The following is a 24051-nucleotide window of genomic DNA, read 5'->3' as shown; positions in this document are numbered from 1 at the left end:
CGTTCATGGGACTCGGAGCGTCCAACGGCTCGTAGCCTGGCCGGTTATGACGCCATGGCCCCACGTAACCGCACGGGCCCGCCCGGCGGTTGTGCGGGTTGGCGGGCCGTGACCGGGCGAGCAGAGAGCGGTACGGGGCGGATGACGAACGAGGAACGGCCGGAGCGGCCGGCCGAATCGGACGGAACGGCGCACCTTTTCAGGGCGCTGGGCAAACAGATCAAGGTCCTGCGCGAGCGCGCGGGCATGAGCCAGAAGGAACTGGGCCTCGCGACGCACTGCGGGGAGGACCTGATCTCCGCGATGGAACGGGGCGTGCGGACGCCCCAGCCCGACTTCCTGGTCCGGGCCGACCCGGTGCTGGACGCCGGAGGGGTGTTGCGGGCGGCGGCCGACGAGGCCCGGGAAGCCCTGGCGAAGACGCGGACCCGGCACCCGGGCTGGTTCCGCGGCTTCGCCCAGATGGAGGCGGGCGCGGTGGCGCTGCACTACTACAGCAACCAGGCGGTCCCCGGCCTGCTCCAGACCGAGGACTACGCACGCGCCCTGTTCGCCCAGCGGCGTCCGCTGCTGGACGAGGAGACCATCGAGAAGCGGGTCGCCGACCGGCTCGACCGGCAGAAGATCTTCGAGCGCTGGCCGCCCCCGACCATGACCTACGTGCTGGAGTAAGTCGTTCTGCAGCGGCCGATCGGCGGGCGCGCCGCCCACCGGAGGCAGTTGTCGCGGCTGCTGGAGATCGGACGGTTGCGCGCCGTCCCGCTCCAGGTCATGCCGACGGACAGCGAGGAACACCCCAGCCTGGACACGTCGTTCACCATGCTCATCCCCAAGGGGCACCAGGAAGTGGCGTACACGGAGACGTACGGGCATCCGCGCCTGATCACGGACCCGGACGAGGGCCGGGTCTTCAGCGAGCGGTATGGGAATATGCGATCGCAGGCTCTCACCAACCGGGAGTCCTTGACGCTGATCGAGAAGATGCGGGGAGAGCGATGAGCATCGAGCGACTGCGCTGGTTCAAGAGCAGCTACAGCAGCGGCGAGGGCGGCGAGTGCGTCGAGGTCGCCTACGACTGGTTCAGGAGCAGCTACAGCGACGGCGAGGGCGGCGAGTGCGTCGAGGTCGCGGCCTGCCCCACCGCCGTCCACGTCCGCGACTCCAAGAACGTCCCGGGACCGCACTTCGATGTCGCGCCCGGCGCCTGGGCGGCTTTCGTCTCGTCCGCACAGCGGGGCTGACCCCGGCCCCGCGGGTGCTGCCGGTAATGGAGGTGCCCTCCGGCGGTGGGTGCTGGGACAATGCGGGCATGCCGATCGTCGAAGTCTCGCCCGGAATGTCCATCGCGTACGAGACCTTCGGTGACCCCGCCGACCCGCCCGTTCTGCTCGTGTCGGGTTTCGGGGCCCAGCTGATCGCCTGGCACGAGGACTTCTGCCGGGCGCTCGCGGGGCGCGGTCGTCATGTGATCCGGTACGACAACCGCGACTGCGGGCTGTCCACCAAGTTCGACGGCCATCCCGTCGACACGGGTCGGCTCATCGCCGCCGTGGAGTCGGGGGACGTTCCGGCCGCGCTCGCGATGGTGCCCTACACGCTCCAGGACATGGCCGACGACGGGCTCGGCCTGCTCACCGCGCTCGGGATCGAGCGGGCCCATGTGGTCGGGTCCTCGATGGGCGGGGTGCTCGCGCAGCTGATGGCCATCGCCCGGCCGGACCGGGTGCTGACCCTGACGTCGATGATGTCCACGACCGGCGAACCCGAGTACGGCCGGTCCAGCCCCGAGGCCCAGGCGGTGATCTCCGGTCCGAAGCCGTCGGACCGCGAGGGGTACGTCGCGGCGGCGGAGCGGGACCTGGTCTGGGCCTCCAGGCGCTACGGCGACCCCGCGGCCCTCCGCGAGCTGGCCGCCCGGAGCTACGACCGCGCGTACTGCCCGGCCGGGGCGGGGCGTCAGCTCGGGGCGATGCTCCTCGGCGGTTCACGCGCCTCCGCACTCCGGGAGCTCCGGGTGCCGACCCTGGTGATCCACGGCCTGGACGACACGTTGATCGCCCCCAGCGGCGGGGAACGCACCGCGGCCCTCGTGCCCGGGGCGGAACTCCTGCTGGTCCCCGACATGGGGCACGACCGCCCCCGCGAGCTGTGGCCCGCGCTCCACGACGCCATCGAGGCCCACACCGGCCGCGTCTGAGCGGTTGTGGCCGAGCGGCCGCGGCCCGCTCCCGCCCGCGGGTCACGCCGCCGTGTACGTCTCCAGCCAGGCCGGGAACTCCGTCAGGGACGACAGGACGACGTCCGCTCCCGCCTTCCGGAGCTCGTCCGCGTCGCACGGGCCCGTGGTGACCGCGACCGACAGGGCGCCTGCCGTGCGGGCCCCGCGTACGTCGCCGGTGTGGTCGCCCACATAGACGCCGGCCGCGTGCTCGCGCAGCGCGCGGCCCTTGGCCTCCGCCCACAGACCGCCGATGACCGCGTCGGGTTCGATGCCGAGGTGCTTCATGTGGAGTTCCGCGCTCGGCCGGTGCTTGGCCGTGACGACGATCGTCCGGCCGCCCCGTGCGCGTATCGCCTCGATCGACTCCCGGGCCCCCGGCAGGGCGGGGCTCGGGGTGATGGCGTGGGCGGGGTAGATCTCCCGGTAGCGGTCGGCGGTGGCGGCCACCGCCTCCGCCGGGAACCAGTTCCGCAGTTCCTCGTCGACCGGCGGACCGAGCCTGCTCACCACCAGGTCCGCGTCGATCGGCGTCCCCGTCTCGGCGGAGAGCGCCAGGTAGGCGGCCTTGATCCCGGGCCGGGTGTCGATGAGCGTCATGTCCAGGTCGAAGCCGACCGTCAGGGGGAAGGGGTGCGAAGGCATGGCATCCATTGTCGCGGGGCGGGGCCGAGAGCGGGGGGCCGGGCACAGGGGCGGGGACGGTGGCCGGTTCGGGGGCGGGGGCGCGTTTGTCCCGGCAGGGGGCTGTGGCTCGAAATCGGCGGTGCTTAGACTTAGCCAAGCCTAACTTTGCTTCGCTCTCGATTGGGTCCGATGTCAGCCGCCGCACCACGCCGCTCCAGACGCGCACTCGCGACGGCGGCGGCCGTCGCGGCGCTGCTGGTGGCGATACTCCTCAGCCTCGCCGTGGGGGCCCGTTCCATACCCCCGTCCGAGGTGTTCGACGCCCTCCTGAACGGCGGGCACTCCGACAACGCCGAAGTCGTCCGCAACCTGCGCGTGCCGCGCACCCTGATCGGCCTGATGGTGGGCGCCGCGCTGGCGCTCGCGGGCACGGTGCTCCAGGGCATCACCCGCAACCCCATCGCCGACCCCGGCATCCTCGGCATCAGCCAGGGCGCGTCGGTGGGCGTGGTGCTGGCCATCGCGTACGCCGGTGTCCACACCCTGACCGGATACGTGTGGTTCGGGTTCGTGGGGGCGGCGATCGCCTCCGTCGCCGTGTACGCCATCGCGTCGAGCGGGCGCGGGGGCGCCACCCCCGTGAAGCTCGCCCTGGGCGGCGCCGCGATCAACGCGCTGCTGGTCTCGGTGACCTCGGCGGTGCTGACGACCAAGGCGTCCGCGCTGGACGAGTTCCGCTTCTGGCAGGTCGGCTCGCTCGGCGGGCGGGAGGCCGACGTCGTCCAGCAGACCTGGCCGTTCATGCTGCTCGGGACGGTCCTCGTGCTGTCCGTGGCGCGCGGGCTCGACGCGCTGGCGCTCGGCGAGGACCTGGCGAAGGGCCTGGGGCAGAAGGTCGCCACGGTACGGATCGTCGGCGGCATCGGGGCCACGGTGCTGACCGGTGCCGGTGTCGCGGCGGCCGGGCCGATCGCGTTCATCGGGCTCGCCGTCCCGCACATCGCCCGCGCGGTCGTCGGCTCCGACCACCGCTGGGTGCTGCCGATGGCCGCGCTGATCGGGCCCGTGATGCTGCTCGTCTCCGATGTCGTCGGCCGGGTCCTGTTCCCGCCGAGCGAGGTCCCGGCGGGCGTGATGACGGCCCTGATCGGCGTTCCGTTCCTGGTCGCCCTGGTACGCCGGAAGGCGGTGCCCGCATGAGCACCGGTACGAGGACCATCGGTCCGAAGACGGCGAGGGGAACGGAAGCTGCGGTGCGGGTGCGGCCCGCCGGGTACGGGGTCGTACGGATCGGGGCGCGGGGCCGGTTCCTGCTGCACCGCCGGGCGGCCCTCGTGGCCGTCGCCCTGGCCGTCCTGCTGGCCGCGGTCTGTGTCGCGTACCTCTGCGTCGGGGAGAGCTTCGTGGCGCCCGGCGAGGTCGTGAAGGTGATCCTGGGGCAGCCGTCCCCGGACGAGCTGGTCGTCGGCACGCTGCGGCTGCCGCGGATGGTCACGGGGCTGCTGGTCGGCGTGGCGTTCGGGATCGCCGGCGCGCTGATCCAGACCGTCGCCCGCAACCCCCTCGCGAGCCCCGACATCATCGGCATCAGCCAGGGCGCGAGCGCGCTCACGGTCGGCGCGATGACCTTCGGCATCACCTCGTACACCGTCCTGCCGTACCTGTCCGTCATCGGCGGGGTGGCCGCGGCGGCGCTCGTGTACGTCTTCGCCTGGCGCGGCGGCCTGCACGCGGCCCGTTTCGTCCTCATCGGCATCGGCTTCGCGATCGCGCTGCGGTCGGTCACCACCCTGTTCCTGACGAAGGGCGACTACCTGGTCGCCCAGCAGGCCAAGATCTGGATGACCGGCTCGCTCAACGGCCGCGGCTGGGACCAGGCGACGCCGCTCGCCTGGACGCTGCTGCTCCTGCTGCCCGCCGTGCTGTGGGCGGCCCGCGCGCAGCGCACCGTCTCGCTGGACGACGACACCGCGACCGCGCTCGGCGTGCGGCTCGGGCAGGTGCGGCTCGGGCTCGTCGCCATCGGTGTGGTCCTGGCGTCCGTGGCGACCGGCACGGCCGGGCCGGTCGACTTCGTGGCCCTGCTCGCCCCGCAGATCGCCCGCCGGACGACCCGCACCGCGCAGATCCCGCTGCTGTGCTCGGCCCTGCTCGGCGCGGTGATCGTGGTCTTCGCCGACCTGCTCGCGCGCAAGCTCTTCTCGCCCACCGAACTGCCGGTGGGCGTCCTGACGGCGGCGGTCGGCGCCCCGTACCTGATCTGGCTGATCGTCCGCGGGCGGGACGGCGGTCGCGGCCGCAAGGGAGGCACCGCATGAGTTCGACCCGTACGTCCGAGGCCGGGGCCGGGACGGGGGCGGGGGCCGAAGCGCCCGCGACCGGCCGGCTCGCCGCGCGGGGGCTGACGCTCTCGTACGAGGGCCGCACCGTCGTCCACGAGCTGGACCTCACCGTGCCGGACGGGCAGGTCACCGTCATCGTCGGCCCGAACGCCTGCGGCAAGTCGACCACCCTGCGCGCGCTGGGCCGGCTGCTCAAGCCGCGCGGCGGGTCGGTGCTCCTCGACGGCACCGAGCTGTCGAAGATCCCCACGCGGAAGATCGCCCAGTCGATCGGGCTGCTGCCGCAGACCCCGGTGGCGCCGGAGGCGATCACCGTCTCCGACCTCGTCGCCCGCGGCCGGCAGCCGCACCAGCACTGGTGGCAGCAGTGGTCGGACGAGGACGAGCGGGCGGTGACGGAGGCGATGGAGCGCACGGACGTCTCCGCGCTCGGCGACCGTTCGGTGGACGAGCTGTCCGGCGGGCAGCGCCAGCGGGTCTGGATCGCGATGGCGCTCGCCCAGGAGACCGATCTGCTGCTGCTCGACGAGCCGACCACGTACCTCGACATCGCGCACCAGGTGGAGGTCCTGGACCTGGTGCGCCGGCTCACCGCCCCGGCGGCGGACGGCACCCGCGGCCGGACCGTCGTCACCGTGCTCCACGACCTCAACCAGGCCGCCCGTTACGCGGACCACCTGGTCGCCATGAAGGCGGGCCGGATCGTCGCCGAGGGCCGCCCGGAGGACGTCGTCACGGCCGAGCTCGTGCACGAGGTCTTCGGCCTGGACGCGGTGATCGTCCCGGACCCGGTGACGGGTTCGCCGCTGGTGGTGCCGGGGGCTCCCTGGCAGGCCGCTCCGGCTCCGGCGTCGTGAGCCCGCGCATCCGTGACCGGCATTCCGACCCCGACGAAAGGCAGCCCATGTCCCTCACCGTCCGTCGCCGCGGCCTCGTCCTCGGCGCCCTCGCCCTGACCGGCGCGCTCACGCTCGGCGCCTGCGGTTCCTCGGACTCCGGCGGCGACGGCTCCGGCGCCGGGGCGGCCGGGAAGCACACCGTCAAGACGGCGATGGGCGACGTCGAGGTCCCGGTGGCCCCGAAGCGCGTCGTGGTCCTCGACACCGGCGAACTGGACTCCGCGCTCAGCCTCGGCGTGCAGCCCGTCGGCGGGACGCACGCGGCGACGGAGGACGGCTTCCCGTCCTACCTGCCCGGGAACCGGACGAAGGACATCGAGGAGGTCGGCGAGATCGCCAACCCCAACCTGGAGACCGTCGCCTCGCTGAAGCCGGATCTGATCCTCACCAGCAAGGTCCGGGACGGCGACCGCTACGAGCAGCTCAGCAAGATCGCCCCCACCGTGATGACGGAGTCCACCGGAACGGCCTGGAAGGAGAACTTCCAGCTGCACGCGGAGGCGCTCGGCAAGCAGGCCGAGGCGAAGAAGGTCCTCGCCGAGTACGACGCCCACGTCGCGAAGGTGACCGAGGCGATCGGCGGGAAGGAGAAGGCGGCAAAGACGGAGGTCAACTTCGTCCGCTTCGTCGAGGGCGCCGACATCCGCATCTACGGCAAGCAGAACTACATCGGCTCGATCCTCGCCGACCTGGGCCTGGGCCGCCCCGCGATCACCGACAAGGCCAAGGACGGCTTCTCGTACGACGTGTCCCCGGAGAAGATCGACCTCGCGGACGCGGACGTCGTCTTCACGTCCACCTACGGCGACCCGGGCAAGGCGGGGACGACCAGGACGATGAACAGCGGCCTGTGGAAGGGGCTGAAGGCGTCCAGGAACGGCAAGGTCTTCGAGGTCGACGACCGCCTGTGGATCGCGGGCATCGGCTACACGGCCGCGGGCAAGATCCTCGACGAGCTCCAGGCGGACCTGACGAAGTAGGCGGAGCGGGCGGGGGGACGCTCCCGCCCTACTCCGCCCGCCGCCGCGCCCGCCACACCAGGAACGCCGCCGAGGCCAGCGCGGCCGTACGGATCACCACCGGCCACATACCGCCCAGCACGTCCCCCAGCCCGCCCTGCGGGACGGGTTCGCCCCAGCGGCCCTCGGTACGGCCCCAGAGCCAGATCACGGCGCCCGCCACGACCACGCCCGGCAGCCCCATCGCGGCCCACTTCGCCTCCGTGCGGGACAGCGTGCGCGAGCTGTACGCGATCAGCCAGCCGCCCGCCAGGGCGAGCCAGTTGCCCAGGGCGGCGCCGACGACCAGCAGCACGGCGGCGAGCAGCAGCAGGGGGTGCGAGAAGCCGCGGCCGCTCGTCCCTTCCTCGCGAGGGGCGTCGCGGGTCCGACGGCGGAGCCCGGGGATGCGGCGGCGCTTTCGGGGTGCCGCGTCCGCCTCGGGCGCCTCGTCCCCGTCCGGCGCCCCGTCGTCGGGTACGTCGTCCGCGTCGTCCGCGCCCGTGCGCGGGGCCGGCACCGCGTCCTTCGACGAGGGCGGCCTCAGCATGGCCGGGATCTCGACCCCGCCGACGAACCCCGGCACGTCGACGCCGTCGCCGAACGGGCGCGACTCGATCCGCCACCAGTCGGGGTCGCTCCCGGACGGCCCCAGCTCGTCCGTACCGGCCCGGTGCGGCGGCGAGGGCACCGGCCCGGAGGGGGCGCCGGGCTCCGGGCCGGGGCCGGACTCCTCCGCCCGGGACCGCGGCGCGGCCCGGCCGGAACCGGCCTTCCGGAGCACTTCCTTGAGCGACGCGCGCGGGTTGAGGGGGGTACGCGGACGGGGCACGGCGGGTTCTGTCCCGGCCTTCCCCGTCTCCTCCGCCGCGTCCGTCTCCTCCGCCGCGTCCGTCGGCGTACTTCTTCTCGGCGTGCGCGTCGGCCGTTCCGGTTGCGGGGGTTCGTCCCCGCCGTCGTCCGTGCCGCCCGCCGCCGCGGCCGCCGCGGCGACCAGTTCGTCCGGCGTGCCGAGCTTCCCGATGATGCGGCGGACCGCCGCCGGGGAGTCCGCGGACTGCTTCCCGCGCTGCCGGTCGATCTCGCCCCGGAGCTCGGAGACGAGCCTCATCCGGGCGCCCGAGGACAGCTGTTGCTGCTGGGCCAGGTCCCCGACCCGGCTCAGGTAGTCGTAGACCAGCTGGTCGCTCTCGATCCCCACGCGTCGATTCCCCTCTGCCGCCCTGCACCGAAGGTAGCGCCCCGGCCCCGCCCCGAACGACCGTCCTGGGGCCTGCCCCGGCGTCCGCCGCGGCGCGGCCGGTGCCGGACGGCCCTCCGCCCCGGAGCGGATGGCGGCCTTCCCGGGGCGGATGGGGGCTACCGTGGGGCGGATGGGGATGACCACACCACCGCGGACGCTCGCCGAAGCCCTCCGTGCCCGGGACGACGAATCGTTGGCCGGGCTGCTGCGTGCCCGTCCCGACCTCCTCAGCCCCGTTCCGGGCGACATCACCCAGCTCGCGACGAGAGCCGGCACCCGCGCCTCCGTCGTACGCGCGCTGGAACACCTCGACAAGTTCACCCTGCAGACCGCCGAGGCCCTCGCGGTGGCGCCCGACCCCGCCCCGTACGAGACGCTGCTCGGCCTGCTCACCGGCGACGGCCACGACGGCACCGGCCCGGACGGCGACAACCGGAGCGGTGACGACGCGGAAGCGGTGATCACGGACGCGCTGCCCGGCGCTCTGGCCGCCCTGCGCGAGCAGGCCCTGGTCTGGGGGGAGGACGACCGGCTGCGCCTGGTGCGCACCGCGCGCGAACTCCTCGCCCCGTCCCCGCAGCACCCCTCCCCCACCGGCCTCGGGCCGACCGTCGCCGAGGCGACCTCGGGGATGTCCCCCGGCCGCCTCCAGGAGATCCTGGCCGCCGCCGGGCTGCCCGCCACCCACGACCCGGTCTCCGCCGTGGCGTCCCTGGCCGGGCTGTTCACCGACCGGACCCGGATGGCCGAGCTGCTGGACACCGCCCCCGCCGAGGCCCTGTCCGTACTGGACCGGCTGGTGTGGGGACCGCCGTACGGGGAGATCACCCCGAACCCCACCCCGCCCGTGCGGTGGCTGCGCGACCGGGGGCTGCTGCTGCCCGTGTCGACCCGCACCGTGGTACTGCCCCGCGAGGCCGCCCTGCACCTGCGGGCCGGCCGCGCCCACCGCGTGCCGGAACCGCGCCCACCGGCCGTGGAGGCGGTCGCCCGGCGCGATCCACAGGCTGTGGACAGCGCCGCGGCCGGGCAGGCGTTCCTGGCGGTGAGCACCGTCGAGGAGCTGCTGAAGAACTGGGACGGCGGCGGCCCCCCGATACTGCGCGCCGGCGGGCTCGGCGTCCGGGACCTGAAGCGGACGGCCGCCGCCCTCGAAGTCCCCGAACCGGTCGCCGCGTTCTGGGCCGAGACCGCCTACGCGGCCGGGCTGCTGGCCTCCGACGGGGAGGCCGACGAGCGGTACGCCCCGACGCCCGCGTACGACGACTGGGCCGAACTCCCCGCCCAGGAACGGTGGGTGGCGCTCGCCACCGCCTGGCTCGCCGCCACCCGCACCCCCGGGCTGATCGGCGGGCAGGACGCCAAGGGCCGGGTCCTGTCCGCGCTCGGCCCCGAACTCGACCGCTCCGCCGCCCCCGAGGTGCGCCACCGGGTCCTCGCGCTCCTCGCCGCCCTCGAACCGGGCACCGCCCCCGATCCGGAGACCGTGCTCGCCCGGCTCCGCTGGGAACGCCCCCTGCGCGGCGCCGGGGCCGCCGCAGCGGCAGGAGCGCCGGAAGGGGGCTCGGACCTGCGGTCGCGCATCGCGCTGTGGACGCTCAACGAGTCCGAACTCCTCGGCATCACCGGCCGCGGGGCGCTCGCCGCGCACACCCGCGCCCTGCTCGGCTCCGGGCCCGCCGAGGCCGCCGCGCTGCTCGCGCCCCTGATCCCGGAGCCGCTGGACCACGTCCTGCTCCAGGCCGACCTCACGGCCGTCGCCCCCGGCCCGCTGGAACGCCCCCTGGCCGACATGCTCTCCGCCCTCGCGGACATCGAGTCGAAGGGCGGCGCGACGGTCTACCGGTTCACCCCCGGGTCCGTGCGCCGCGCCCTGGACGCCGGGCAGTCGGCGGCCGACCTGCACGCGTTCCTCGCCGCCCACAGCCGCACACCGGTCCCGCAGCCGCTCAGCTACCTCATCGACGACGTCGCCCGCCGCCACGGCCACCTGCGGATCGGTGCCGCCTCCTCGTACGTGCGCTGCGACGACGAGGCCGTGCTGAACGAGATCCTCGCCGACCGGCGTTCGGTCACCCTGCGCCTGCGCCGTCTCGCGCCGACGGCCCTGGCCGCCCAGGTCGACCCCGCGTCCCTGCTCGACGGGCTGCGCGAGATGGGGTACGCCCCGGCCGCCGAGTCCGCCGACGGCGACGTCCTGATCACCCGCGCGGGCGCCCGCCGCACCCCTCCCCGCACACCCCCCGTCCCCGTCCCCGAGGGCCCGCCGGTACCGGACGGCACCCTGCTCGGCGCGGCGGTCCGGGCGATCCGCGCCGGGGACACCGCCGCCACGGTGGCCCGCAAGGACACCGCCACGGCCTCCGACACCACCGCCGCCCCGTCCGGCTCGCTGCCCCGCACGACCTCCGCCGAGACCCTCGCCACCGTCCAGGCCGCGGCCATGACCGGCTCGGCGCTCTGGATCGGCTACGTCAACGCGGACGGCGCGGCCAGCCAGCGCGTCATCGCCCCGGTCCGGGTCGAGGGCGGCTTCGTCACGGCGTACGACCACACGGCGGACGAGATCCGCACGTACCCCCTGCACCGGATCACCGGGGTCGCCGAGCTCGCCGACGACGCCACGGCCTGAGCACCGGTCCGCAACCGGTACGGGCGCCGGGACCGGCGGCCGTCGTGCCCTCGGCGCCCGCCCCGGCCCTGCGGCCCGTCCCGCCCGGCGACCGGGGCGGGCCGTGCGCGACGACACACGCGCCATGTCCCCTTCATGCGGCACACTGGACGTTTGGCCGTTGCCGGTCGTCCCGGCTGTTCCCGGCCGTCCCCGCAGCAGAAAGGGCCGCGCGTGACCGGACCTCTCATCGTCCAGAGCGACAAGACACTGCTTCTCGAAGTCGATCACGACCAGGCCGACGCCTGCCGTCGTGCCATCGCGCCCTTCGCCGAGCTGGAGCGCGCGCCCGAGCACATCCACACCTACCGGCTGACCCCGCTCGGGCTGTGGAACGCACGGGCCGCCGGGCACGACGCCGAGCAGGTGGTCGACGCGCTCGTGCAGTACTCGCGGTATCCCGTTCCGCACGCGCTGCTCGTCGACATCGCCGAGACGATGGCCAGGTACGGCCGCCTCACGCTCTCCAAGCATCCGGTGCACGGCCTGGTGCTGACCTCCACCGACCGGCCCGTGCTGGAGGAGGTGCTGCGCTCGAAGAAGGTGCAGCCGCTGGTCGGGGCGCGGATCGACGCGGACACCGTGGCCGTGCACCCGTCCGAGCGCGGACAGGTCAAGCAGACCCTGCTGAAGCTGGGCTGGCCCGCCGAGGACCTCGCCGGTTACGTGGACGGCGAGGCGCACCGCATCGACCTGGTCGAGGACGGCTGGACGCTGCGCCCGTACCAGAAGCAGGCCGTCGAGGGGTTCTGGCACGGCGGTTCGGGTGTGGTCGTGCTGCCCTGCGGCGCGGGGAAGACCCTGGTCGGGGCCGGGGCGATGGACCGGGCCAAGGCGACCACGCTGATCCTGGTGACCAACACCGTCTCGGCCCGGCAGTGGAAGCACGAGCTGGTGAAGCGGACCTCGCTGACCGAGGACGAGATCGGCGAGTACAGCGGCACCCGCAAGGAGATCCGGCCGGTCACCATCGCCACGTACCAGGTGCTGACGACCCGCCGGAAGGGCGTCTACCCGCACCTGGAGCTGTTCGACTCGCGGGACTGGGGGCTGGTGATCTACGACGAGGTGCACCTGCTGCCCGCGCCCGTCTTCAAGTTCACCGCCGACCTCCAGGCCCGGCGGCGCCTCGGCCTCACCGCGACGCTGGTGCGCGAGGACGGCCGGGAGTCGGACGTCTTCTCCCTGATCGGGCCCAAGCGGTTCGACGCCCCGTGGAAGGAGATCGAGGCGCAGGGCTACATCGCGCCGGCCGACTGCGTCGAGGTGCGGGTCAATCTGACGGACTCGGAACGTCTCGCGTACGCGACCGCCGAGGCCGAGGAGAAGTACCGGTTCTGTGCGACGACCGCGACGAAACGGAAGGTGACGGAGGCCCTGGTGCGCAGGCACCGGGGCGAACAGACCCTGGTCATCGGGCAGTACATCGACCAGCTCGACGAGCTGGGCGAGCACCTGGACGCCCCGGTGATCAAGGGCGAGACGAGCAATGCCCAGCGCGAGAAGCTCTTCGACGCGTTCCGGTCGGGCGAGATCGGCGTGCTGGTGGTGTCGAAGGTCGCGAACTTCTCCATCGACCTGCCGGAGGCGACCGTCGCCATCCAGGTGTCGGGGACGTTCGGCTCGCGCCAGGAGGAGGCGCAGCGGCTCGGCCGGGTGCTGCGGCCGAAGGCCGACGGGCACGAGGCGCGGTTCTACTCGGTGGTCGCCCGCGACACGATCGACCAGGACTTCGCGGCGCACCGCCAGCGGTTCCTGGCCGAGCAGGGGTACGCGTACCGGATCGTCGACGCGGACGAGCTGCTGTCCGGGAGCTGAGGCGGTAACCGGCGCACGGGGAAGCGGTCCGCGTGCTCAGTGGGAGCGGCGGCGTATGCCCGCTTCCTCGGCGTACTCGCCGAGCACGACCACGCCGAACGCGGCGCGGACGAAGACCTTGACGGCGCGCGCCGCGTCGCCGACGCGGTGGGTGCGGTGGTGACCGGTGACCGCGGTCGCGCCGTGCGCGGGGCCGGTCCTGCGGGGGTTCAGGGTGACGGTGCTCATGTGTTCCATGGTCCTGCGCCGGGCCCCCGCGGGCATCGGCCCGTGGATTGAACCGGCGCACGACCCGTGTAGACCTCCGGTCGCATGCCGTCCCCTACGGGATGGACCCGCGGGTGGGCGGGTGGGTGGACCGGGGGGTGGACCGGCGGATCGGGCGGGATGCCCGGGAACGCCGGAAAGTGCCGGGAAATGCCCAAGAACGCGGGGCCACGGGGCAGTCGGGGAGACGTCGGGGGTACCCCGGGGAGAGGTCAGGGGCGCTCGGGGAGGGGCCGGCACAGTCCGAAGCGGTCGGCCCAGGCGGCCACGTCGGCGGTCGTCGCGTTGCCGCCGCAGACCACCAGGCCCAGCCTCGCGTCCCCGCCGACGCGCTCCAGCACCCGGCGCGCCGCGGGCAGCAGGCATCCGGCGGCCGGCTCGGCCCAGACCTTCGCGTGGTCGGCCAGGTCGAGGGTGCCCCGTACGGCCTCCGCGTCGCTCACCGTGAGCACGTCGGTGACCAGCGCCGAGACGTGCTCGTAGGTGAGTGGTGAGGCGCTGGGGGCGCTCAGCGTCGAGACGACCGAGGACAGTTCGACCGGCACCGGCCCGCCGGAGGCCAGGGCCTCCGACATCGCCCGCGCACCCTCGGTCTCCACGCCCCAGACCCGTACCCCGGGACGGAGCTCGTGCAGCGCGGCGGCGACGCCGGAGATCAGTCCCCCGCCGCCGATGCTGACGAGTACGTCGGTCAGCTCCCCGGCGTCCTGCGCGAACTCCAGGCCGACGGTGCCCTGGGCGGCGATGACGACCGGGTCGTCGAAGGGGTGGACGAGGGCGAGGCCCTTGGCCCGGAACGCGTCCACGAGGGCGAACGCCTCGTCCATGGTGTCGGCGAGGACGACGTTCGCCCCGGCGGCCTCGGCGACGGCCACGGCGCGGTCCGGGGCGGAGCGCGGCATGACGACGGTCGCCCCGATGCCCAGCGCGCCGGCCATGACCGCGGTCGCGATGCCGTGGTTGCCGCCGCTCACCGCCACCACACCGGCGGCGCGCTCGGCCTCGCCGAGCGCGAGCAGCTTCGCCGTCGCGCCCCGTGCCTTGAAGGAGCCGGTGCGCTGGAGGAGTTCCAGTTTCACGGTGACCGGTGCGCCCAGGAAGTCGGAAAGCCCGGGGCTCGGCACCGTCGGGGTCCGTACGACATGCCCCGCGATCCGCTCGGCCGCGGCTTCCACCTCTGCGACAGTGATCAGCATCTTCGCTCCCCCTCACCCGGTCCGAGCCGCGACGACCAAGGATCGTGCCGTCCGTGGCGGAGGGACGGCACCCGCACGGCACCGGCTCCGCGCACGACGGGACCGGTCGGGCGGCGGTCCGATCACCCTACGCCGCGCCCCGGGCGGCACGGCCCCGGCCCGGGGCGGGCGCGGTGCCGCCCCGGGCGATATCCGTTGGCCCGAACCCGGCCCGGTGGATACAATCGCCGGTCTGCCCGCCTCCCGCACCGTGGTACCGGCGGCCCGTGAGGGTCCGTGCCGGCAGCCGGGGGAGCGCCGCCGACCGGACGGAAACCGGCCGGCAGCCGTGCGCACACCCGCTGTGCGCACCCGTGATCGATTCCCGAGCGGACCGCATCACATCGTTCCCGGGTGTCGCCCGGGGCGGGGTGCGGTCCGCCGTCCTGCGTCGAAAAGCCGGAGGCAACACCGTGCCCGCGCACGAACTCGAAAGCGACACCACCGATCCCCTGGCTCGCGAACGCGCCCATCTCGCCGCGTCCCGCTCCGCGCTGCGCGCGATGCGCGAGGACGCCCAGGCCCTCGACATCCGCGACGTCACCGCGAACTGGGTCAACGCGGCCGTCCTGCAGGCCCAGATCGACGAGCGCATCAAGTCGCTCGCCGACCTCTCCCACACTCCCCTCTTCTTCGGCCGCCTGGACTATCTGCACCGGGTCGGAGGCGATCTGGCCGAGGGTGCATCCGAAGGGGCGGCGCGCAGCGCCTCGGACAAGGGCGGTGGTGGGCGACGGGAGGGCCGGTTCTACATCGGGCGGCGCCACGTCCACGACTCCGACGGCGACCCGATGGTCATCGACTGGCGCGCGCCGGTCTCGCAGCCGTTCTACCGGGCCTCCCGGAAGGACCCGCAGGACGTCGGGCAGCGCCGCCGCTTCGGTTACACCGGCGGCGAGCTGACCGCGTACGAGGACGAGCACCTCACCGATCCCTCGGAGGCCGAGCAGACCAGCAAGCTCCTCCAGGCGGAGATCGAGCGTCCGCGTGTCGGCCCGATGCGGGACATCGTCGCGACGATCCAGCCCGAGCAGGACGAGATCGTCCGCAGCGGGCTCGGCGGGACGGTGTGCGTGCAGGGGGGTCCCGGTACCGGGAAGACGGCCGTCGGCCTGCACCGGGTCGCGTACCTGCTGTACGCGCACCGCGAGCGGCTGGCCCGTACCGGCACGCTGGTCATCGGGCCGAACCGGTCGTTCCTGCACTACATCGAGCAGGTGCTGCCCGCGCTCGGCGAGCTGGAGGTGAAGCAGGCGACCGTCGACGACCTGGTGGCGACGGCGGGCGTCGAGGTGCGCGGCACGGACCCGGCGGACGCCGCCGTCGTCAAGGGCGACGCCAGGATGGCCGAGGTGCTGCGGCGGGCGGTCCGTTCGCACGTGACGCCGCCGACGGAGCCGGTCGTGGTCGTGCGCGGCTCGCGGCGCTGGCGGATTCCGGCGTACGAGCTGGAGGAGATCGTGAACGAGCTCCTGGCCCGCGACATGCGCTACGGGGCCGCCCACGAGGCGCTTCCGCAGCGCATCGCGCACGCCGTCCTGGTCCGGATGGAGGAGGCGGGCGAGGCCCCCGACGACCGGGTGCAGAACGCGGTGGCCCGCAATCCCGCGGTGAAGGCGGCCGTGAAGGCGATCTGGCCGGTCGTCGACCCCGCCAAGCTGGTGCTGCGGCTGCTGTCGGACGCGGAGTTCCTGGCCGCCCACGCGGAGGGGCTGCTCGACGAGGACGAGCAGAAGACGATCCTGTGGCCGAAGCCCGCCCGGAGCGTGAAGACCGCGAAGTGGTCGGCGGCGGACGCGGTGCTGATCGACGAGGCGGGCGACCTGGTGGCGCGCACGCACTCGCTCGGCCACGTCGTGCTCGACGAGGCGCAGGACCTGTCCCCCATGCAGTACCGGGCGGTGGGCCGGCGCTGCACGACCGGTTCGGCGACGGTGCTCGGCGACCTCGCGCAGGGCACCACGCCGTGGTCGACGGAGAGCTGGGCGCAGGCGCTGCACCACCTCGGCAAGCCGGACGCGGTGGTGGAGGAGCTGACGGCGGGCTTCCGCGTGCCGCGCGAGGTGATCGCGTACGCGTCGCGGCTGCTGCCGGTGATCTCGCCGGACATGGCGGCGGTGGAGTCGGTGCGCGAGTCGCCGGGTTCGCTGGAGGTGCGGCGGGTGGCCGATCCGGCGGAGCTGGACGCGGCGGTGCTCGCGGAGTGCGAGGTGTCGCTGGCCCGGGAGGGTTCGATCGGCCTGATCGCGGCCGACGCCCGGATCCCGGTGCTGGCCGAGGCCCTGACCGCGGCGGGGCACGCGTACCTCTCCCCGGGCGAGGAGACGAGCGCCGAGTCCCGGCTGACGCTGGTGCCGGCCTCGCTCGCGAAGGGTCTGGAGTACGACTACGTGGTGCTGGACGAGCCGGCCGCGGTGGTGGACGGGGAGCCGGACGAGCGCACGGGGCTGCGCCGGCTGTACGTGGCGCTGACGCGTGCGGTGTCGGGGCTGACCGTGGTCCATTCGGCGGAACTGCCGGACCAGCTGGCGGCGCCGGGGGTCTGACCGGGGGCCCGAGGGGTACGGGGCCGGGGCTCGCGCCTCCCGGCCCCGGCCCTTGCGCCTCCGGCCCGCCCGTTCCGGCGGCTCGTCGGCCCCGGCCCGTCACGCGTCCAGGACCGTGCGCCATTCCCGTACCGCCGCCGCGTCCACCGGGCCGGACCAGCCGTGCGGGCGGGCCGCGCCGCCGATGTGCACGGCATCGATGCCCGCGGCCAGCAGCTCCGGCAGGTGCTCCAGGCGCAGGCCGCCGCCCACCAGGATCTGCGGCTCGTACCCGGCCTCGCCCCGGCGCGCCGCCTCGACCAGCAGGGTCGGGATGCCGTCGTCGACGCCCTTCGCCGAACCGGCGGTGAGGTAGGTGTCCAGGCCGGGCAGGTCGGCCAGCTGCTTGCGCAGGGCGTCCCGGTCGGCGGCCCGGTCGATCGCCCGGTGGAAGGTCCACCGGCAGCCGTCCAGTTCGGCGACCAGGCGCTCGACGGCGACCAGGTCCGGGTTCCCCTCCTCGTCGAGGAAGCCGAACACGAACTCCTCGGCGCCCGCCTCCCGCAGCTCGCGGGCCCTGGCCACCAGCTCCTCGATGTCACCGGCCGCGAAGCCGTCCGCCAGCCTGAGCATCACCCGCAGCGGGATGTCCACGGCCGCCCGGATCTCCGCGAAGGTCGCCCGGGACGGGGTCAGGCCGTCCGCCGCCATGTCGGTGACCAGCTCCAGCCGGTCCGCACCACCCGACTGGGCCGCGACCGCGTCCTCCGCGTCGAGAGCGATCACCTCCAGGACTGCACGGTTGCTCATGGGATCCCAATCCTCCAGAAGCGGCAATAGGTCTAGTCCAATGACCAGCCTACGGGCCGGTACATCGACTGCGCAGCTCAACGCCAGGCGAAGATACGTGAGGTCAGACGCACATCGGGCGGTCAGACGCGCACACTCCGGGCCCCGGCGGCATTTCCACCCTTGCAATTCATAGGGGTGGGGGGTATACATGAGTCAGCAATGCATACCCCCTAGGGGTATCAAGGTCTCCGCCAGGGAGGACATCGTGTCCGCGCACACCGCCACACCCGGCCCCGGTACCGGCACCGGGGCCACCACCGGCACCACCGCAGAGGTCGAGCTCGCGATCGGCGGCATGACGTGCGCCTCCTGCGCGGCTCGCATCGAGAAGAAGCTCAACCGGATGGACGGTGTCGAGGCCACCGTCAATTACGCCACCGAGAAGGCGAAGGTCAGCTACCGGGGTGAGGACATCTCCGTACAGGACCTGATCGCCACCGTCGAGAAGACCGGTTACACCGCGCACGAGCCCGCGCCGCCGGCCCGCGCCGGGGGCGACGCCCCGGGTGCCGCCGCCGAGGACGACGGGGCCGACGAGCTGCGCCCGCTGCGGCAGCGGCTGCTCACCGCCGTCGCGCTCGCCGTGCCGGTGATCGCGATGTCGATGATCCCGGCGCTCCAGTTCGACTACTGGCAGTGGCTCTCGCTGACCCTGACGGCCCCGGTCGTCACGTACGCCGCGTGGCCGTTCCACAAGGCCGCGTTCACCAACGCCCGGCACGGCGCGGCGACGATGGACACGCTGATCTCGGTCGGCACCACGGCCGCGTTCCTCTGGTCGCTGTGGGCGCTGTTCTTCGGCACCGCGGGCATGGTCGGCATGACGCACCCCTTCGAGCTGACCATCGGCCGGAGCGACGGCGCGGGCAACATCTACCTGGAGGCCGCCGCCGGCGTCACCGCCTTCATCCTGGCCGGCCGCTACTTCGAGGCCCGCTCCAAGCGGAAGGCGGGCGCGGCCCTCAAGGCGCTGCTCGAACTCGGCGCCAAGGAGGTCACCGTCATCCGCGGCGGCCGCGAGGTGACCGTGCCGACGGCCGAACTCCAGGTCGGGGACCGGTTCCTGGTCCGTCCCGGCGAGAAGATCGCCACCGACGGCACCGTCGTCGAGGGCGCCTCGGCCGTGGACGCGTCGATGCTGACCGGTGAGTCCGTGCCCGTGGAGGTCGGCGTCGGGGACTCCGTCACCGGGGCGACCCTCAACGCGGGCGGCCGGCTCGTCGTCGAGGCCACCCGGGTCGGCGCCGACACCCAGCTGGCCCGGATGGCCAAGCTCGTCGAGGACGCCCAGAACGGCAAGGCCGCCGCCCAGCGCCTGGCCGACCGGATCTCCGCCGTCTTCGTCCCCGTGGTCATCGCCCTCGCGCTCGGCACGCTCGGCTTCTGGCTCGGCAACGGTTCGGGTCTGACCGCCGCGTTCACCGCGGCCGTGGCCGTACTGATCATCGCCTGCCCCTGCGCCCTGGGCCTGGCCACCCCCACCGCCCTCATGGTCGGCACCGGCCGCGGCGCCCAGCTCGGCATCCTCATCAAGGGCCCCGAGGTCCTGGAGACCACCCGCCGCGTCGACACCATCGTCCTCGACAAGACCGGCACCGTCACCACCGGCCGCATGACCCTCCTCACCGTCCACACCACCGACACCACCACCGAGAACGACGTCCTGCGCCTCGCCGGCGCCCTGGAACACGCCTCCGAACACCCCATCGCCCAGGCCGTCGCCGCCGGAGCCGCCGAACGCACCGGCACCACCCTCCCCACCCCCGAGGACTTCGCCAGCATCGCCGGACTCGGCGTCCAGGGCATCGTCGAGGGCCACGCCGTCCTCGTCGGCCGCGAACAGCTCCTCGCCCAGTGGGAGATCCACCTGCCGGTGGAGCTGGCCCGCCGCAAGGCCGAGGCGGAGGCCGCGGGCCGGACGGCCATCGCGGTCGCCTGGGACGGCGAGGCGCGCGCGGTCCTGGAGGTGGCCGACGCGGTGAAGGACACCAGCACGGAGGCCATCGCCCGGCTGCGGGCCCTCGGCCTCACCCCGATCCTGCTCACCGGTGACAACCGGGCGGTGGCCGAGGCGGTCGCGGCCGAGGTCGGCATCGACGAGGTGTACGCGGAGGTCATGCCGGAGGACAAGGTCGACGTCGTCAAGCGCCTCCAGGCCGAGGGCCGTTCGGTCGCCATGGTCGGCGACGGGGTCAACGACGCCGCCGCGCTCGCCCAGGCCGACCTGGGTCTGGCGATGGGCACCGGCACGGACGCCGCGATCGAGGCCGGCGACCTGACGCTGGTGCGCGGGGACCTGCGGGCCGCCGCGGACGCCATCCGGCTGTCGCGGAAGACCCTGGGCACCATCCGGACGAACCTGTTCTGGGCCTTCGCCTACAACGTGGCCGCCCTGCCGCTCGCCGCGGCCGGACTGCTCAACCCGATGATCGCGGGGGCCGCGATGGCCTTCTCCTCGGTCTTCGTGGTCGGCAACTCGCTGCGGCTGAGGGGGTTCCGGGCCGCCTCGTAACCAGCCGCAGGAACCACACCGACCGCACAACCGCACCGACCCGACGCGATCTGCCGGGGGCCGACGGGCCTTCCGGCAGATCGCGTTGTCAGTGGCGGTGTCTAAGGTCTTGGGCATGACGAGCTGGATGCACGGTTCCTTTCCCGGCCACGAGGTGAACATCGTCTTCTCCCGCGGTCTGTCGTCCGACGCGCTCACCGCCGGTCTGCGCGGGCTGCGGCGCGAACCGCTCGCCCACGGCGAGGCGAACGGGTGGGCCTGGGCGGTGCACGACATGCTCAACGACGAGATCGACGACTACGAGGGCGTCGACTACCGGCAGGTCTGCCCGCAGGGCACGGAGCTCGTGGTCTTCGTGACCGAGCCGTGCAGCGCGAAGGCGCACGGGCCCGCCTTCGACTACTACCGCGACGGCCGTCTGGTCCTCGGCTTCAGCTTCGAGGACATCGGGCAGCGGGTCGGCGAGAATCCCGACCACCTGTCCGTCGAGCTGCTCGCCGCCGGACTCATAGGCCCCGGCGCGCACTGCGAGGCCGCGGACGCGGACGACGACCACGACTGCTTCGACCACCACTACGGCGACGAGGACCGGCTCGTACGGGCGATCGTCGGCGCCTTCGGTCTCCCCTCGCCCCCGCTCGCCCGGGAGGTGGTGCGGGAGACGGGCGTTCCGATCGCCCCCGGCACCTTCGTCACCTACGCCAAGGGCCTGGACCTGCCCACGCTGACCGCCGTCCTCGCCGAGGCGGGGTACCCCGCCCGCACCCGGGGCGAATCGGCCGGCTGGTCCTGGGCGACGCACGACGCGGCCGACCTGCCGGGGCGGGGAACGGCCGTGGCGGACCTGGCGCGCGACATCACCGGGTTCCGCTACGAGGAACGCTTCGGCGGGCCCGGCCGGGTGGAGACGGTGTTCCTGGCCACCACGCCCGCGTGCGAGTGCCCGCACGGGCAGAACTACATGATCCCGCACTGCCCCGACCACCCCTTCCAGTTCCAGCACTGCCGGGGCGGGTTCGAGCAGTCGTACTTCAACGTCGGCCGGCGCCGCGAGTCACGGCGCAGCGGCGACCTGCTGGTACGGGAACTGCTGGACGCGGGGATAGTCGGCCGGCACACCCCGGCGTACGACGCCGACCCCGACTTCAACGCCGACGGTGCCGTGACGCTGCGGATCGTCATGGACCACTTCGGACTGCCCGCCCCCTCGTGACGTGACACCGCGGCCCTTCCGGGCCGCGCACCGCACGAACGCGCCCGGTGAGCGGGTCACCTGACGCCGGATCGCCTTCCGCCGGATCGTCCCCCGCCGGGCACGAACCGCACCCGGGTCCCGGGCACGGCCTGCGCCGCGCCCGCGAGCGCGGCCTCGTCCACGACACCGACGACCGGATAACCGCCGGTCGTCGGATGGTCGTTGAGGAACACCACCGGACGCCCGTCCGGCGGCACCTGGACGGCGCCGAGCACCATCCCCTCGCTGGGCAGTTCGCCCGCGCGGGCCCGCTCCAGGGCCGGGCCCTCCGTGCGCAGCCCGATCCGGTTGCTGTGCGGCGAGACCCGGTACACGGCCGTGGTGAGCGTGCGCAGCGCGTCGTCGGTGAACCAGGCGTGGCGGGGGCCGAGGGACAGCGGCAGGACGAGTTCGGCGGGCGCGGCCGGCCAGGGCACGGCATCGGCGCCCGGGAAAACCGCCGGGGCCCGGCCCAGTGGGAGCACGTCGCCGTCGCGCAGGGGGGCCGGGCCCAGCCCGGAGAGCAGGTCGGCCGACCTGCTGCCCAGCACGGCTTCCGGCAACAGGCCGCCGCCGAACGCCAGATAGCCGCGCAGGCCCTGCGCCGCGGGGCCCGCTTCGAGCACCGCGCCCGCCGGTACGCGCACGGGCGCGCCCCAGGCCGCGGGCCGCCCGTCGACCGTGACCCGGCAGGGCGCCCCGCCGACGACGACGAGCACGGACCGGTCCGGGCGCACCGCGCAGCCGTCGACGGTCGTCTCCAGCAGGGCCGCCTCCGGCCCGTTCCCGGCGAGCCGGTTGGCGAGGCGGGCGGCGGGGGCGTCCAGGGCGCCCGAACGCGGCACCCCGAGATGCGCCCAGCCGGCGCGGCCGGTGTCCTGAACGGTGGTCAGGGCCCCGGCCCGGACCACCCGGACGGTGCCGACGGCGCCGACGGACCCGCCCCGGGCCGTCCCGGCCGCCCCGGTCACGGCCCTGCCTCCGTCGCGACGAACCGCACCCGGGCCCCGGGGCTCAGCAGCGCGGCCGGTTCCCGGGCCGGGTCCCACAGCGCGCCCGGCCCGTGCATCCGCCCGACGATCTGCCAGCCGCCGGGCGAGGGGCGCGGATACACCCCGGTGTACGCCCCCGCGAGGGCCAGCGCACCGGCCGGGACCCTGGTGCGCGGGGTGGCGCGGCGCGGCACGTGCAGCCGTTCGGGGAGGCCCGTGAGGTAGCCGAAGCCGGGGGCGAACCCGCAGAACGCCACCCGGAATTCGGTCCCCGCGTGGATGCGGGGCACGTCGGCGGCGGCGACGCCCCAGGCCGCCGCGACGTCCGCGAGGTCCGGGCCGTCGTAGACGACGGGTATCTCGACGACCGCGCCGGTGTCGCGGCGCGGCGGGGGCGTCCGCCAGGAACGGAGTTCCCGGACGAGCCGCGCGCGGCCGTCCGGGGTGCGGTCGGCGATGCCGTCGAGGAGGACGGTGCGGGCGCCGGGCACGATCTCGCGCACGGCGGGCAGTTCACCGAGCGCGCGGCGCCGCAGCAGCTCGGCGTGGAACGCCTCGGCGTGCTCGCCGGACGACAGCTCGACGAGCAGCGCCCCGGGCCCGGCCGGAAGGACCTCGATGCCCGGGACGGCGTCCGTACCCGCATCCGTGCCGGTGCCCGCGTTCATGGCGCCGTCCGCGGTCACGTGAACGCCCGTACGGCCACGCCCGCCGCCTCCAGTGCCGCCCTGACCCGGCGTGCCAGCGCCGCCGCGCCCGGGGTGTCGCCGTGCACGCACAACGAGCGCGCCGCGACCGGTATCCGGCTGCCGTCCGCCCCGATGACGGCCCCGTCCACCGCCATGCCGACGCTGCGCCGTACGACCTCGTCCCCGTCGTGCACCACCGCGCCGGGCTCGCCGCGCGGGACCAGCGTTCCCCGGGGCGTGTACGCGCGGTCGGCGAACGCCTCCTCGACGGCGGCGAGGCCCGCGTCCCGGGCCCGTTCGAGCAGGCGCGACCCCGGGAGCCCCAGGACCGCCGGGCCGCCGCCGGCCAGCCGGACCCCCTCGATCACGGCCGCGGCCTGCTCGTCGTCCCACACGGCGCGGTTGTAGAGGGCGCCGTGCGGTTTGACGTACGAGACCGTTGACCCGGCCGCTTCGGCGAACACCCGCAGGGCGCCGATCTGGTAGGCGACCTCCGCGGCCAGTTCGGCGGGCGGCACGTCCATCGAGCGGCGCCCGAACCCGGCCAGGTCCCGGTACCCGACCTGGGCGCCGATCCGCACTCCCCCGGCCGCCGCCCGGTCGCAGACCCGCCGCATCACGGAGGCGTCGCCCGCGTGGAACCCGCAGGCCACGTTGGCGCTGGTGACGCAGTCGAGCAACGCGTCGTCGTCGGTGAGCGTCCAGTGCCCGAACCCCTCGCCGAGATCCGCGTTGAGATCCATCGGGGCCCTCGCCGGAGCCGCCACCGGGACCGCCGGGGCCGGAATCGGGGCCGGGGCCGTCCGGTTCGCCGGGTTCGTCAGATCCGTCACGGCCGCACGCTAGCGACTGCCCCACGGTCCGACAAGACCCGGCCCGGGGAGTGGGACGCCCGCACGCCCGCACACCCCGACGGCCGGATCACCGGC

Annotated in this window: 19 protein-coding genes and 1 pseudogene; 12 read left to right on the top strand and 8 right to left on the bottom strand. The window is 74.2% G+C overall.

Annotation, left to right across the window (positions count from 1 at the left end):
• Window positions 1-141: 141 nt before the first annotated feature.
• The 3 genes and pseudogenes from ACFYW1_RS19045 (at window position 142) to ACFYW1_RS19035 (ending at window position 2197) form a co-directional block, all read left to right on the top strand.
• Window positions 142-999: pseudogene (locus ACFYW1_RS19045) on the top strand (Scr1 family TA system antitoxin-like transcriptional regulator).
• On the top strand, window positions 996-1241 hold the full coding sequence (locus ACFYW1_RS19040) for a DUF397 domain-containing protein (protein WP_388993897.1): 246 nt from the start codon (window positions 996-998) through the stop codon (window positions 1239-1241). Before ACFYW1_RS19045 ends, ACFYW1_RS19040 begins: the two are co-directional and overlap by 4 nt.
• Window positions 1242-1309: 68 nt before the next feature.
• Window positions 1310-2197 (top strand): alpha/beta fold hydrolase, encoded by an 888-nt coding sequence (locus ACFYW1_RS19035; RefSeq protein WP_388993894.1) that lies wholly within the window; start codon window positions 1310-1312, stop codon window positions 2195-2197.
• Window positions 2198-2239: 42 nt separating this feature from the next.
• Here the strand turns inward: ACFYW1_RS19035 and ACFYW1_RS19030 are convergent, their stop codons facing one another.
• Entirely contained in the window at window positions 2240-2872 is a 633-nt protein-coding gene (locus ACFYW1_RS19030) for an HAD family hydrolase (RefSeq protein WP_388993891.1), read from the bottom strand.
• Between the two features lie 162 nt (window positions 2873-3034).
• On the opposite strand from ACFYW1_RS19030, the gene ACFYW1_RS19025 reads away from it, so the two are divergent.
• From ACFYW1_RS19025 to ACFYW1_RS19010, 4 genes are read left to right on the top strand one after another with little or no spacing between them, the layout of a single operon-like run.
• Window positions 3035-4045 carry a FecCD family ABC transporter permease gene (locus ACFYW1_RS19025; RefSeq protein WP_388993888.1) on the top strand — a complete coding sequence of 337 codons (1011 nt, stop codon included), beginning with the start codon at window positions 3035-3037 and terminating at the stop codon, window positions 4043-4045.
• Entirely contained in the window at window positions 4042-5163 is a 1122-nt protein-coding gene (locus ACFYW1_RS19020) for a FecCD family ABC transporter permease (protein ID WP_388993885.1), read from the top strand. Before ACFYW1_RS19025 ends, ACFYW1_RS19020 begins: the two co-directional genes overlap by 4 nt.
• On the top strand, window positions 5160-6044 hold the full coding sequence (locus ACFYW1_RS19015) for an ABC transporter ATP-binding protein (RefSeq protein WP_388993882.1): 885 nt from the start codon (window positions 5160-5162) through the stop codon (window positions 6042-6044). The genes ACFYW1_RS19020 and ACFYW1_RS19015 overlap by 4 nt, the downstream gene beginning before the upstream one ends.
• Window positions 6045-6091: 47 nt before the next feature.
• Entirely contained in the window at window positions 6092-7066 is a 975-nt protein-coding gene (locus tag ACFYW1_RS19010; RefSeq protein WP_388993879.1) for an ABC transporter substrate-binding protein, read from the top strand.
• Between the two features lie 28 nt (window positions 7067-7094).
• On the opposite strand, the gene ACFYW1_RS19005 is transcribed toward ACFYW1_RS19010, so the two are convergent.
• Window positions 7095-8285, bottom strand: a complete 1191-nt coding sequence (locus tag ACFYW1_RS19005) for a hypothetical protein (RefSeq protein ID WP_388993876.1) — start codon at window positions 8283-8285, stop codon at window positions 7095-7097.
• 172 nt (window positions 8286-8457) lie between these two features.
• On the opposite strand from ACFYW1_RS19005, the gene ACFYW1_RS19000 reads away from it, so the two are divergent.
• Entirely contained in the window at window positions 8458-10959 is a 2502-nt protein-coding gene (locus tag ACFYW1_RS19000; protein ID WP_388993872.1) for a helicase C-terminal domain-containing protein, read from the top strand.
• 213 nt (window positions 10960-11172) lie between these two features.
• Complete coding sequence (locus ACFYW1_RS18995) at window positions 11173-12816, top strand: DNA repair helicase XPB (RefSeq protein WP_388993869.1); 1644 nt, start codon at window positions 11173-11175, stop codon at window positions 12814-12816.
• Window positions 12817-12852: 36 nt separating this feature from the next.
• Here the strand turns inward: ACFYW1_RS18995 and ACFYW1_RS18990 are convergent, their stop codons facing one another.
• The gene (locus ACFYW1_RS18990; RefSeq protein ID WP_388993866.1) at window positions 12853-13044 is read right to left on the bottom strand and encodes a hypothetical protein; all 192 of its coding nucleotides are present in this window, start codon (window positions 13042-13044) and stop codon (window positions 12853-12855) included.
• A 251-nt stretch (window positions 13045-13295) separates the two neighbouring features.
• Complete coding sequence (locus ACFYW1_RS18985) at window positions 13296-14279, bottom strand: pyridoxal-phosphate dependent enzyme (protein ID WP_388993863.1); 984 nt, start codon at window positions 14277-14279, stop codon at window positions 13296-13298.
• 452 nt (window positions 14280-14731) lie between these two features.
• Here ACFYW1_RS18985 and ACFYW1_RS18980 point away from each other — a divergent pair, with 452 nt between their 5' ends.
• A complete protein-coding gene (locus tag ACFYW1_RS18980) occupies window positions 14732-16864 on the top strand; it encodes a HelD family protein (RefSeq protein WP_388993861.1) in 2133 nt (710 codons plus the stop codon).
• A 99-nt stretch (window positions 16865-16963) separates the two neighbouring features.
• On the opposite strand, the gene ACFYW1_RS18975 is transcribed toward ACFYW1_RS18980, so the two are convergent.
• Entirely contained in the window at window positions 16964-17653 is a 690-nt protein-coding gene (locus tag ACFYW1_RS18975) for a copper homeostasis protein CutC (protein ID WP_388993858.1), read from the bottom strand.
• A gap of 247 nt (window positions 17654-17900) precedes the next feature.
• Between ACFYW1_RS18975 and ACFYW1_RS18970 the strand changes: the two genes are divergently transcribed.
• The gene (locus ACFYW1_RS18970; protein WP_388993855.1) at window positions 17901-20207 is read left to right on the top strand and encodes a heavy metal translocating P-type ATPase; all 2307 of its coding nucleotides are present in this window, start codon (window positions 17901-17903) and stop codon (window positions 20205-20207) included.
• Between the two features lie 115 nt (window positions 20208-20322).
• Window positions 20323-21420, top strand: a complete 1098-nt coding sequence (locus ACFYW1_RS18965; protein ID WP_388993852.1) for a hypothetical protein — start codon at window positions 20323-20325, stop codon at window positions 21418-21420.
• Between the two features lie 56 nt (window positions 21421-21476).
• Here the strand turns inward: ACFYW1_RS18965 and ACFYW1_RS18960 are convergent, their stop codons facing one another.
• The 3 genes from ACFYW1_RS18960 to ACFYW1_RS18950 are packed head-to-tail and all read right to left on the bottom strand — an operon-like array spanning window position 21477 to window position 23865.
• Entirely contained in the window at window positions 21477-22412 is a 936-nt protein-coding gene (locus ACFYW1_RS18960) for a biotin-dependent carboxyltransferase family protein (RefSeq protein ID WP_388993849.1), read from the bottom strand.
• Window positions 22409-23101, bottom strand: a complete 693-nt coding sequence (locus tag ACFYW1_RS18955; protein ID WP_388994015.1) for an allophanate hydrolase subunit 1 — start codon at window positions 23099-23101, stop codon at window positions 22409-22411. Before ACFYW1_RS18955 ends, ACFYW1_RS18960 begins: the two co-directional genes overlap by 4 nt.
• A 14-nt stretch (window positions 23102-23115) precedes the next feature.
• Window positions 23116-23865: a LamB/YcsF family protein gene (locus ACFYW1_RS18950; protein WP_388994012.1), complete on the bottom strand. Its 750-nt coding sequence runs from the start codon at window positions 23863-23865 to the stop codon at window positions 23116-23118.
• Window positions 23866-24051 lie beyond the last annotated feature (186 nt).

Origin of the sequence: Streptomyces sp. NPDC002669 (assembly GCF_042889165.1) — a bacterium.
Taxonomy (GTDB): domain Bacteria; phylum Actinomycetota; class Actinomycetes; order Streptomycetales; family Streptomycetaceae; genus Streptomyces.
This window is presented reverse-complemented; position numbering and strand designations above follow the sequence as displayed.